General features: G+C 47.7%; 7 protein-coding genes. All 7 read right to left on the bottom strand.

Annotated elements, in window-relative coordinates; translation table 11 throughout:
• Nucleotides 1-2: 2 nt before the first annotated feature.
• Genes pglZ through V6E55_RS11955 form a run of 7 tightly spaced genes read right to left on the bottom strand, consistent with a single transcriptional unit; the run spans nt 3 to nt 13,070 of the window.
• Nucleotides 3-2,600 carry a BREX-1 system phosphatase PglZ type A gene (gene pglZ / locus V6E55_RS11985; protein WP_264975995.1) on the bottom strand — a complete coding sequence of 866 codons (2,598 nt, stop codon included), beginning with the start codon at nt 2,598-2,600 and terminating at the stop codon, nt 3-5.
• Between the two features lie 2 nt (nt 2,601-2,602).
• Nucleotides 2,603-3,436: a hypothetical protein gene (locus V6E55_RS11980; RefSeq protein WP_316942897.1), complete on the bottom strand. Its 834-nt coding sequence runs from the start codon at nt 3,434-3,436 to the stop codon at nt 2,603-2,605.
• The gene (locus V6E55_RS11975) at nt 3,433-4,524 is read right to left on the bottom strand and encodes an ATP-binding protein (RefSeq protein ID WP_316942896.1); all 1,092 of its coding nucleotides are present in this window, start codon (nt 4,522-4,524) and stop codon (nt 3,433-3,435) included. Before V6E55_RS11975 ends, V6E55_RS11980 begins: the two co-directional genes overlap by 4 nt.
• A complete protein-coding gene (gene pglX, locus V6E55_RS11970) occupies nt 4,524-8,177 on the bottom strand; it encodes a BREX-1 system adenine-specific DNA-methyltransferase PglX (RefSeq protein ID WP_316942895.1) in 3,654 nt (1,217 codons plus the stop codon). Before pglX ends, V6E55_RS11975 begins: the two co-directional genes overlap by 1 nt.
• 49 nt (nt 8,178-8,226) lie before the next feature.
• Complete coding sequence (gene brxC, locus V6E55_RS11965; RefSeq protein ID WP_316942894.1) at nt 8,227-11,841, bottom strand: BREX system P-loop protein BrxC; 3,615 nt, start codon at nt 11,839-11,841, stop codon at nt 8,227-8,229.
• Between the two features lie 12 nt (nt 11,842-11,853).
• Nucleotides 11,854-12,456, bottom strand: coding sequence for a DUF1788 domain-containing protein (locus V6E55_RS11960; protein WP_103199125.1), 603 nt, complete (start codon nt 12,454-12,456; stop codon nt 11,854-11,856).
• On the bottom strand, nt 12,453-13,070 hold the full coding sequence (locus tag V6E55_RS11955; protein ID WP_264975990.1) for a DUF1819 family protein: 618 nt from the start codon (nt 13,068-13,070) through the stop codon (nt 12,453-12,455). Before V6E55_RS11955 ends, V6E55_RS11960 begins: the two co-directional genes overlap by 4 nt.
• Nucleotides 13,071-13,212: the final 142 nt, after the last annotated feature.

The following is a 13,212-nucleotide window of genomic DNA, read 5'->3' as shown; positions in this document are numbered from 1 at the left end:
ACTTAGAAGAAGTCATCCTGGAATGCCAGGTCGATCGTTATCGGGTAGCGACCATACTCTGTTGCGCTGTCCGCATTCTCCAGGATCAGAACATATTTGTTTTTACGGTTGAATGCCGTCCCCATGAGTTTCATGGTTACATCGCGGGTGCGTTTACCCATATCGTCACTATCACTGTCAAAGCAAACCGTTTCCGTGCCGGAGACAACCTGGTTGTTTTCATCTACGATAAAGATATTCAGCGTGCGCGGCTCATTTAGCTCATTCACTGCCGAAGTCTGAATAAAACCGACTTTATCAATGCTGTTAACCAGCTTGATCACCTGATCCCGCGCAACAACGGACACGGGCTGTCGCTGGAGTTGCTTCTCAGCCGCTTTCTTTTCAAGCGAGCGAATCTTCAACACAGGAACACACACCTCCTGCAGCATGGCTCCGCCATGAACGAAACGAGCCCCCCCTACGAAGTGGAAACGCTGTATCCCTTTGGGTAACAGGAATTCACTCTCATCGCTTGAGCCAGCAGTATCTGCCAGTTTACCGTGCCAGCAAAATTCACTTTCAGGCAGCTGATGACCCACAATAAAGCGCTTATTCGCTTCAATAGTGTCTTTGGCTTTACTTTCCAGTTTCGTTTTATCCTGCTCCACCAGCGCTTGTTGTTGGAACAAGAAACCATGATCGGAGGTAACAAAAATTCGGCTGGCATTAAATCGGCTACGCAGGCGTGAAACCAGATCTTTTAGCTCAGTGATTGCACTTCGGCAGGCCTCAAACGTTTTATCTTCGGTTGCCGCCTTATCACCCATGGCATCGATAGTGTCGTGCCAGATATAAACCACGGAAGCGTTGCGGATTTGCTCGTTCACTTCCTGGTTATTGGCGTTCTGCAAGTCCTTTGCTTTCAGCGCTACCCCATTCACTTTCTTCAGGATAGCGGCGCGTTTATCAAATCCGTAAGTGGACATCCCATCGGCGTAGACTACGCCAGAATTATCAGGAAGATAGCTCAACGACTCATGGGGTAACAGCGCGGCCATACCCAGTTGGGTATAGCTTGGGAGCACTCCAGTCTGGGAGCGCAGCTCTGCGCTGAAGTGCTTCTCATGGTTGATATGCCTGCCCAGCTCTTCCGCCACTTCGTAGCGCAGTGCATCCGAGATCACGACAAAAACGCGTTTCACCTGAGAGGTGTCAAACTGACGTTTAACATTCTCCTTATAGAAATTGCGCTGCAGTGGTATGCCAGTAAATTGCCATGCCTGCATACGGTTTTCCGCTTCCAGCAGTTTGTTCCAGCCGCGACTCAGCTCAGCCAGATACCAGTTGCTGTACAACTCTTCAATGAATTTATCCAGTTCATGCAGGATCATAGCCCCTTTGCTGTGCACCGGTGCGGCATATTCATTAAACAAACGATAGGTCTGATCGAAGCGATAAATTTCGTCGCAGTAGGCCTTCCAGAACGCGCCTGTATCGGGGAAATTAAACCCGTCAGTGTAGCGGTTACGCAAATTCAGCAAGCGTTCCGCCTGACGAATAGCATTCCAGATAGAAAGATACTCTGGGCGGGTTTGGCTCCAGTATTTCGCACTGCGCTCTGAAACCAGCGCTTTAAACGAATCTCTGTCCAGAGTAGTGCTCTCTTCCTGCAACTGTGTCACCAGACCACGGATAATAAGTTGTTCAATGGCCTCGAAGGTTTCACATTTTGCCAGGGCGTACGGTGAGCTGTAGTTGTAGTGCTCTTTTGGCAGCAGTGTCTGCTGCAAATCCTTTGCACAATAATCGTATTCTGCTTTATAGCGACGATCGTTACGCCACGCTCCCATAAAGGCCAGAGAAGATGCTCGGCCAGCAGCGGTAGCCAGTACATTTTTACTTAACCAGTCACGATGCGCTTCATCACCCTGCGCCCAGAGATCGGTACAGAACAGTTTCAGCAGCAGGTTTTCCAGTGACGGAGTTTCAAACTGGTACCCTAGCTCAAGGCGAAGAATTTCCCAGAGCACCTCATCCAGGCCAAGTTTCTTCAGTACAGCGAAGGTGTTCTCCAGCGCACTATCATCCTGCTGCCGTGCCGCGACAAACTGCTGAACCAAAGCAAACAGAATCTCTTTGGTTTCAAATGTACTGGCCCCAACCACCACCGCTAGCATTTTCTTATCGAGAGAGCTTTCTGTTTCCCGTTCAGTGACCCACCCTTTTAGAATCTGAGTGCGTTTGACGGTAAAGAAGGCTTTGCGCAGCTGAATATGTTCGCGTAACCCCAGCTGCGGAATACCCAGCGAATTCAGAGTTATCGCCGCATAATCAGCGTGGAATTCGGTGCTATAGAGGCGAATATCCAGCAACCAGTCCTGTTCGCGAGCGGGAACCTCACTGGTGAAATAGAGTAAAAATTTCTGCTCAGGCTCGTCGATTTCGAGTCGTTTTTTTGTTGCGAGCACAGAAACGCCGCGCATTTCCAGCAGCACAACGTTGTCGAGATCCAGTTCATTGAGCGAATCAGTGAAACGTTGTTCTGGGTCATGCCAGAAGACGATGCGGTTGTCGGTAAACTTCTGACGAAGTCCGGATTCCAGTTCTTTAAATTGCATAATTAATTTTCTTCTACAGGCAAATTCATTTCATGCCAAATAAAGTCAAGGTCAGCAGGCACCGGCATTTCTCTGAACCATACATCAACTGAAATCGCTTTCGGCATAGTAAGTAATCGCATGAAAGCGGGGGTCACAACGGCTTTATAAAATTTTTTGCCGTGAACAATGGTGCGCAACTGTTCATCAACAGGTAACTGGCGAATTTCGGACAGCTTGTTCTGATATCTTTGCAGCAACAGCCCAGGCTCCAGATGTTCATACCAACGCTGGCAATGAGTCAGAAAACCCTGCTCAGTAATCACCTGCTGAGGATCAAGAAGGTCTCGGTTAAACCCGAGTGATCGCAGTTCATCCCAAAGCGGGTTGATAATAGACCATGCTGCTCCAAACTGAATCCAGCTATCCAGATTTTCGGTGATTAAGGCTGTAATCGACTGTACAGCGACTTCCCTTTCTGGTGGAAGATTTGCTCTTCGCATTGCTGGCAGTCCGGACAAAAGCTCACTCGGGACAACAAGATAGTTTTCAATGCAAAATCTGGGCAAAACTAGCAGGTTACGAAGTTGCTGTTGCCTCTGGCTAATTTGAGCATTATCCCACTCATCTCTATCAACAACGCCCAGCCATGTCGGCTGCGCTGCAAGAATTTCTACCACATTGCGTTTCCCACCAACTTCGGCAAGAACCCATCTCGTTTCCCATTGGGGATCAACTTTTTTTAGGAGCTGAGTAAAAACGAGTTCGTCCGTTTTTCCCTCAACGACTAACGCTCTTTTACCTTCGGTGATTTTTGTCTCAAGGATGGTCTTGATATGCCACTCAAACTCCTTCATTGCTCATCACCTTTTTCAACCGAAAGAGGATAGCGGAGTCCTAAACTTTCGTAGCGCAGCCAGACGTCAGTAGCATGGGAAGTTAAAATAAGCTGACCATGCTTTTTCTGGATAATGTTTTCCAGTGTCGCAAGCAGAGGCGAAACCAGAGAAGGGTGAAGGTGCAGATCCGGTTCGTCGATTAATACGACGCCACCCGGCTGAAGCCAACGTTGAACCATAAAGAGCATGATCAAGACCTGATGCTCACCAGAACTCAGTTCATCCAGCGTATGAGTATCGCCGTTAGCAAGTTTGACCTGCTGACGCTGTCCCGGCAGTATCTCTTCTTCAATGACTTTCCCTGAGAAGAACTGATTCAGCGTTTTCATCATCTCTGGATACAGCTCAGGGAGCGTCGCTTTCATGTTGAACAGCGAGGCTTCCAGCTGATCTTTCCAGTCAGTGGATGGAGAGTAAGTAGCTAACCAATTTTTACTTAGGTCATCAGGCGCTAATGAAGAAAGATTGTTCTTTGGAGTAATCCAGCGGCGTTCTTCTGCATCCAGATAGATGATATTTGGAACGGTCAGAGTCATACCTGAATTGAGCCTTCCAAGTACAACTTGTGCACGAGTAATTGAAAGTGTCTGTAACCACTCATCAAGCACGTAATCTGTGACAAAGCCATTTTGAGTCATCAGGCTGGCTTTCTTTTTCCCCCCACTAACTTCCCCAATCCAGATTGTGTTAGACGGTTGTTTAGTGATGAGTTGATCAACAGCGTCCTCATTTCCGAAGAATAAACCAACACGAATAGGGGACTGGTTAGAACATTTGAGATCGGAGAAAACCACGGCAAAAGTGCCCCAGCGCTCTAACCACTTTCTTGCCGAATGGCTCGCAGGCATTGGCTTTTTATGATCAAGCCAATACCCTAATGCATCCCACAACATAGCTGCGCCACGAAGCAGCGTCGATTTACCGCATCCGTTCGGGCCGGTGAGCAGGACATTATCCTCCACCTCTCCCGTCCAGTCGTTTTTGAAGCTAATTTCCGCATCGCCCAATGGGCCAACACTCTGCGTATAAATCGCCGCTATTTTCATCAAATCTCCTCAGGTGCGCTACCGGTAATGGCCTTCACATCCGCCAGCAGATCGCCAAATTTGCCGTAGTTAACCTTAACGCCGTCATCGAGATCAATAGTGATACGCATATCAGCATAGTGACGCAAGCGATCGTCAAAATTGCGTAGCTCGTTGAATTTTTTGGTCAACCCATCCAGCTCTTTTTTCAGGCGCGTGGTGGCAGCTCCCGATTCAGCACTCTTAAGCTGATCGTTTACCAGGTCGATATTGCCCTGGTAGCGCGCCAGCAGCGGAACTACGTATTCGGTACGCATACGCGACAATGTGCCTTCATTATAACGGTGCAGATACACCAGGCACTCAAACGCTTTCTCTTTACCGGAGCTGAACAGCCAGTAAATCGGGCGTTTTTTGTACATCTTCATATGATCTTTCCAGAACTGAGTGGAAAGATAGCGGCGAATAGTATCCAACGAAGATTCGCCTTTTTTCGGCTTGATTGCGTACAAACAGAGACTTTCGGCTATGAAATCGAGGTTTTCCTGCTGGTGTTCTTCCCCCCAGACGGTGCGGACAAACTCTTTCACGCGGGCAGTAACGTCGTCGTCGAACCAGTTGGAATCCATCAGCGGCAGAATGCCATCTTGGTCGGCAGGGAAGGTTTTGTAGGCACCTTCGGCGACTAATTCAGCAAAACCTTTGTTACTTTCGTGGGCGTAGACTAGGCCTTCACGATCAAGGGAGTAGCGGCCCATCTGGCAGCCAATAGCATATGAAATAACATCACTGATAATATCACAACACTCTCGTGATTTTATATCCTCATTATTAATATAGCGATATGCTGGATTTGATAGCAATGTAATTTCTTCCGGCTTTAATGATACATTAGCAAATTTTAAATCATATGCCTTAGCAATTACATCATTAATTTGCGTTTCAATACGGTAAAGTTTATTATATATTTTTTGAGAGAAGGTGATGAACATTTCATAGCTTTCTTTAATTTCATTGCTTTTTCTGAAAACCAATTTGTCAGTACTAAAATCAGGTGCTAACTCATACATATTCCAGTCAAGCACTGAAATATCATAAGCTTCCTTGGCTAAACTATCGACACTTGTAACATCCTTATATGGGATTTTCTTTACGCCAACCATATTAAAATCTAGTGTCGGACACAAAACATCAAAAAATAATTTAGCAATTTTTGAATTTAACAACGCCGCAGTTGAGTAAATGCTAACATCAGGGCCAAATAAACAGCTACCTTTCGTATCGAATAGAAAACCCGATGGGCTTACCCTGCAACCGAAGTCGCCGCTGGATAATGCAGAATATGTTATATTTGGCAAGCAATAGTACTCTCGACTTTTGAGTCGAACATTCATCCCTTGAGTCAAAGTAGAGGTAAACGCCTTCATTTCTTTGCCATTTTCATACCAATTCACAACTAATTCATTATTACCGAACCATTTTTTATAGGAGCCTCCCTTGTTATACGGGAACCATTTACCTGCTGATTTTTTTAAATCATCAGGATTCTGGCAAAGCCTATCAATCTTATTTAAATCAACCTCAAACCAGTACCTCAAAAAACGTTCATTATCTGAGGTTGCCATGCCTTGCCTAAACAACCAATTATTTTCAATTGGTTGAAAAGACAAAAAGGTATTTATTATGCTTTCATCAACCCAATAAGCAACTGGTGCACCCGGTATTTTTTTAAAATCATATTGAATAATATTATTAAAACTATTTTTTCGCTCAAGCAAGGCATTTTTTTTATGTTCTTCGATACCGTCTGTTAATCGAAAAAATACCGGCTGATATCTTTCAGAAGAGTTATTACTTATCACCCATGCCGTTGTTTGAACGACTTCGCCTGAAATCTGTCCAAACGCCCGCGCCCCCAAATGTGCCATAGTGATAAAAGTTTTATTATCCAGCAGCCAACCGCGAAGCGCTTCATAGCTCGACAGGAACATCCACGACTGCATATTTACTTGCGCATTAAAGCCGTTCTCTTTGAGCAAATAAAATGCATGCTGCATAAACATCGCAAATAAATCAGACTTACTGTCAGGAAATTGATTTTTAGCAAATTTCTTCAGCTCACCATTCATCCCTTTCCCCCCCATATACGGCGGGTTCGCTACCACCGCATCATAGCGCTGCGCCAGGATCCACGCCTGCTGTATATACGGGATCAGCTCCGCCGCTGCTTCCTTCTGCTGAATGTCGCCCTCAATAGCCAGACGATACAATCCATCCAGAAACGCTTTCAGCGCCGCTTCATCTTCATGTGGAACCTGAATCAGCGATCCCAACGTTTTTGCGCTGGTGAAAAGCGCCAGCGTACGTATCAGCAGCTTATATTCAGCGCTGTCAATATTGGTCAGTGCCGCCCCTTCTGCAAACATATCTCCCATGCTGCCGCGCTGCACTTGCTGGTGAAAGTTCAGCTTGGTCCACAGTTCAGCGATATCCAGTTTACTTTCCTGCAGCGAAACGATATTCAGGCGAACGCCACGGCCCAGAATACGACGATCGTCCTGACGGGCAAGCATCAGCATCGCAAAACCGGAAAGCTGCGCCGCACGGTCATCAATATCTAGGCCGAAAATATTGTTTTCCAGAATCAGTTGCGGAATGTCACGGGTACGGTAACCGCGCTCTTCGTAAATCGCCTTCAGCACTTTATAAGCTTCGGTCAGGATATGCCCGGAGCCACAGGCCGGGTCCAGCACTTTAATACGTTCCGGTTCAATACTCGATGGGGTGATAGCTGCCAGCTGCGCCTGCACCTCTGGCGTTTGCTCCGCTGGCTCAATGTAGTACGGCATTTTGCCTTTCAGGCTGGAGTCCGGATAGGTTTGCAGCCACTGGCGACCCACCGAGTTTTGCACCAGATATTGCACAATCCAGTTCGGAGTAAACAGCTGGGTAGCAGCAGGAATATCTTCGCTCTTCACCACCTTGCCGATCACGGCATCTTTTTTCTCGGAAATATAGAACTGATACAGCCAGCCGATCACTTCGACCTGTTCCCAGTCTTCTTCAGGAATGGTGTCCACCAGACCGCGCAGAATGGAGTCGGTGCGAGTCAGGTTATCCGGCAGAACCAGTTCGATATCATCATTGACTGCTTCGAACAGGAAAGGCATCGCGCCGTGCAGCGCATGGCATTGTGCAAGCAACAGTTCACGGTACAGCTCTTCATCACGATCGCCAGCCAGCTTCATCTCCACGAGGCGCGCTTTGTCCAGATCCAGAGCTTCAGCCACTTCCGGCACATGATCCAGAACCTCAAAACCACCTTCCAGCGTCGGGTGAGACAGCATACGGAAACCGTGCTCAAGATAGCCATGCAGCTCCATATAGCGTATGGCGCAGAAGCGGTTAAACCAGGTGTAAGCGATATGCTCAACCAGCACTTCGTAACCCTGATTTTCTGCACGTTTGACCAGACGCTCACGACGTGACGCCAGTGATTTATCCAGCGAGAACTGACCATAACGCACACTGTCGCCAAGATCGGTTGCTTGCGCAATTTGCAGGTTGCCTTTTTTATCGGCCTCAATACCCAGCGTGGTCAGTTTTTGCATGACCGCATCGCGGAACTGTTTACGTGCCACTGGGGCGTATTTTTTGATATTTGACGTATTCATGTGAAGTCCTGAAAAGGGCAGACAACGCCTGCCCTGAAAATGGGGAATATTACTGAAGCTGTACGCGTTCGCCTGCGTTAATGGCATCCATGAGCGTTTTATGCAGCTGTTCCAGCGCTTTGTCGACCTGTTCGGCGTTATCCAGCGTTGTCACACCCGCAGCTCGTTCCATTGTTTTACGCGTGTTCACGTAGATGGTCTTTTTCAGTTTGGGTTCAGGCTTATCGATGGGGTCGATAATTCCTGGCTGAGGCGGTTTTTTCGGGTCAGGCACTTTCTTACGCTGTTCCTCAACCCAGCTGTTCAGCCGTTCGTTCGCTTTAAATTGAAGCGCCCTAACCTCAGCCTGTTCTTCCATGATTTGCGGAATCAGACCGTTCTGCTCTACTTTCTTACGCGATTGCTGCATCGGGTGTAAAAGCGAGTGCTGCAAGTCAGCAGGGACGTGCATCTCCAGCATGCTTTGCTTCAGCTCATTGATATGACCATCGATCTGTAGCAGCGCATGGCTTCGGTATTCTTCCACCAGACGCTGGTTGATGGTTTCAACGGTTTCAATCAGCGGGATAATCCGGTGCAGCTCTCCGTAAGGTCGTGCCTTACTGTAGATCCCTTCCAGCTCCTGCAAAGCCTTATGGGCCGTTTCGTCTTTATCTAGCGCGTTACGGTTAGCTTTGAAACTGCCATTCAACGCCATACTCAAGCGCTGCCAGGTGGCGTACTGGTTTTTGTAGAAACTGACCAAATCGTCCCAGTCTTCCGAGAAATCTTTAAGATCGTCAGCCGCTGCGGTGATTTTTTCAATCACCGCGTATTCTTCTTTCTCGTTGAGGATCCCGTTCAGCAATACCAGGCCTTCTTCTATCTCTTTACGGCCAGGGTTTTGTCCATTCTCTGCACGAGTTTTAAAAACGGTCAGTTCGCTCTTCCAGCGGCCAAAGAGTTCGCGAATATGAGAGACTAGAGGCTGTTCTTCACGCTCGTTAAACGGTTCTCCGGCAATCTCAGCCATCAGCTGCGCAGCTTTAGTCAACTGCGCTTCGTCATGGCGACGAACTTTATGCAGACGCAAATCGCTGTAACGACGTGAATTATTAAACGCATCCCACGCCTGCTTCAGTGCGATTTCACTGCCTTGCAGAGTGAAGCTGTATTTACCGCTGCGTGCCAGACGGGCCACCAGCAATTTGACCTCATCCTCCGGCCAGCCAAATGGGCGACGGCCAAAAGTGGTAAGAATATCCCGCAGGTAAACTGGCTTATGAGTCTCAATACTCATACTGATCCAGTTGTCCACTTCACGCATCGCCTCTGGGTTGGATTCTTCCATATCACCGAGGTCGAGCTGGGTATCATTTTCTACTGTCAACAGCGCGTGAGTTTCACGATTTACGTCTCCGGTACTAAGACGCAGCAATTTTAGCTTAGAGAAACTGTTCTCGATAACGTAACCGCAGGCTGCATCCACGATAGCTAACGGCGAAGAGGATTTCTTATCCAGCCGTTCGCCCAGCGCCCAGACATCAGCCTGAGCCAGCAAGCCTTCGATCTGCGCCTTCAGCGTTTTTTCGCGCATGCCATTTTCACGGCCTTTTTCTGCCAACAGCGTTGCCTGTTCCGGGCGTTGACCACTTTGCTTGCTAAGGAAGGCTTTGGTCTGCGCGTACATGGTCAGGTCTTGCCAGGTACGAGCCTCGTCAGGCAGGCAAATTAAGATGCAGTCTTTACTGTCCGTCATCAGCAGACTGTTGGAATGCGCCCCCTTGTAGCTCTCGTAGTTCGAGTCCAGTGGCGTGAGCACTTTAACCACCAAATCGTTAAGATTTGCGCCATCCAGCGGATGCCCGTTACAGAAGCGACTGATATCAAAATCCTGCTTATTGGCCGGATAGCGATATCTTTTATTCTTTAGGATCTCTTCGAAAATGATGGTTGAGAGCTGCTTATTGATAGTAGTGAATTCCACGTCAATATTGCGGATTTCGTTTTCAATCTCTTTTTCTTCGTTAGTGAGGAAAACGAATTTGTCATCTATACGCGAAATCAGCATCTCAGCCTGCAGACGATTAAGACTGGCTTCAATCTGTCGACGGAGTTCCACTTTGTCAGTATCAATACGCTCGATAGAGAGCGTGACGAGATTGTCGAGAGTACTTTTCAGCACATCGACGTAGCGGATTAGGAACAGCGTCTTCAAAAGTTTACCGTCAAATTCCGTCAGCGACGGAGACTGACAGGCCTGAATGATAGTGCGGCTAACGGCGGGTTCCAGGAAGCTTTCAATCGCAGAATAGAAACGCCAGAAGGGGACCAAGCTATCCAGACCATCTTCAGAAATCTGGACTGCTGCCGACTGGAAGGCATCCAGCAGAGAGCGCTCCCCCATTGCCAGTTGCTTACCAGCTGCCCCTTTGGTACGAATAGATTCAAAGACCTTTTGCAGGATCTGGTAATGCCACGGTACAAACGGATAGTTATCCACGAACTCGCGGCTGTTTGTATAGGCACGCAGCGTAGCTGTCGTTGTCGTGTCAAACGCCAACTGGTTACGCAGAATATCGCCTTTTTCCTGCCAGACAGCTTCCAGCGCCGGTATTGCCGCTTCTGTTTTCACCAGCAGACGTTTTTGGATAACTTCTGAGGTATTTGAGCTGGAGAGTTGTAAGCGCGTTGAGAAACGTCCCTGAATCTTGGAGAAATCCTGACCGTCGCGACTGCTCATACCGCCAATGGCGGCATTAATGTCGGCCTGGGAAGTCACAATCACCCATGCGCGTCCACCGCAAATAACGCCCAAGTTTTCGGTGATGGTTTGCAGCTTCAGCATCATCTGGGCATCTTTGCCAATAAACTGCCCAACTTCATCGACCATAAACAGGATGTTGCGGTTGCCTTGACTATCCAGCCACTCTTTAACCCACGTACAGAAATTTTTGATATCCAGAGGGAAGTTCTTATCAAGTTGCTCGATCCACTGGCGAGAAGACTCTTCACTCTGGCCTGTAGCAACACTCAGCGCCTGAGCCATCTGATCGTTTATCATCAGATAAACATCACGTTCATCTTCCCAACGAGAGCCAGTGATATCCGCAAAGGTGGCTTTAAAGGTATCAAACTGTCCACGCTTATCGAGTTCACGTTCCAAGTGTGCAATATGCGGGAAGTCCCCACAATAACCAGCCAGTTCGTTAAAAACTTTCAGAAAGACTTTGAGGATGGCATCCACGCCATCTTCAACATTCGCACGTGAGTCAATATTGAATAGAACGGCATCAGTCGGATGCTGAACCGATTTTCTAATATCGGCCAATAGCAGTGCATCATCAATTTTCTCTTCAAAGAAGGAGAGCGCATTACGCGTGACTCCATTGTGGCTAACTTCGCGGTTCGCCAGCAGATAGGAAAGGATCTTAATGAAGTGTGATTTACCGGACCCAAAGAAGCCTGAAACCCAGACGCCCATTTTGTCGGCAAGCTGTAATCTGCCTGGTCCAGTAGCAGGGGCATAGACTTCAAAGAACTGACGCAGGTGACCATCGAGCTCCCGAGTAATGACGTACTCATCCAGTTCTATCCAGGCGCTTTCGTCGTCGGTCTGCTCGGCTTTAACCACGCCGTTAATATTACGTTTTAGCGGTTTCTCAAAAATTTGTTCAATATTCATTGCTGTCGTCTTTTAACGAGGAGTCAAAGTCGCCGCAGGTCCGGTTTCAGGTACCAGTCTGAAGGCGCGGTAATAGTTACGGGAATTAATGCCAGCGAGTGGTGAAAGATCATATCCGCTGTAGGTGCCTGGATAGAACATCAGCAGTGGTGTAAACCCCATCACGTCCTGAAGTGCGCTCATAAGCTCATGACCGCGAACCAATGGCCAGGCGTTACCGAGGCCCGTCAGAATGACAAATTGCTGCGCCGGAAGATCGACCGTGCGCGCAATATATTCCGCGATTTTTTTCTGGCTCAGTGGGGCTGCCAGATGCTTTTTCAGTGTTTCAAGGCCAAGCTCAGGCTCTCGCTGACAGATACGGTCAAAGAGCTTACGTTCCTCCAGCATATCGATGATTATCTGGAAGATATTTAGTGTTTTATAGGTGTACTTTTTATCCAGTTTTTTGAATAAAAAGTGCAGGTATTCGCGGACCTGAAGCTCTTGCTTTGCCGGATAATCAAAGATCCAGAATCCAATCTCATTGCCGGAACCTTGGTTTTTCAAAAAACGGTCGTCGCCGATACGTTCTTCTAACTGTTTTAATCGATATTCAAGGATCGGGTCATTCATACGTTACCCTCCAGAATAGGGAGCAGTTCGGCTTTGTTTAAACGATGCAAGGCCGTTGCAACATCTGGTTGAAGGAAAACGTTTTGTAAATTGCGGCGGCGTGGGCTATCCAGGTAACCAGCTTCTGCCAGTGCCTTAATCAGATTGTTACCCATCTTTTGGATAGATGAATCAGAGAAAGCCGCCAGCTCCGGGTGCAATCGCAGATTCTCATCCACAAACTCCCTCCAGCAATTTATACCAAGCTTTTCTTTAAACTGTTGACGAGCCGGATTTACGACATCAGCAACAAACCCCGCAACAATTGGAGACTGGACCATCAATGCAACCAATAGCATTTGTAGACGTTCGCTTTCACTACCATCAGCAATCAGTTTCCAGCACTCCCGATCCAGGGTCATCAATCGCAGCCTTAAGGTTCGGGCATAACGATTTGCGGTACTGATAGAGGACGTCTGAAGAATGTTTTCATTGATTATTTGCTGCTGCCAGGTCGTTTCATCTGGTTCAGAAAGCAACAGTTCAGCAATGGTTCGGCTCTCCCGGACCATCAACGAACCGCCCAGCAGATCGCCAATCCAGCGTTTGTCATTTTTTATCATGGTGTTTGTCATCAAAAATCCGGAATGCTGCTCGCAAAAATCAAGTAATGATTGTAATCGGCATGCAGGATAGATGCTATGACTATGGTCAGCTCAATATACGTTCACAGTACGAGTGCGTTCACAAAAATAGGAGGGTTAACCTTTTCCTGTA

The sequence above is a fragment of the Enterobacter sp. 342 genome (assembly GCF_036663495.1).
Classification (GTDB): domain Bacteria; phylum Pseudomonadota; class Gammaproteobacteria; order Enterobacterales; family Enterobacteriaceae; genus Enterobacter.
Note: the sequence above shows the minus strand (reverse complement) of the source record. Positions and strands in the feature narration are given on the sequence as shown.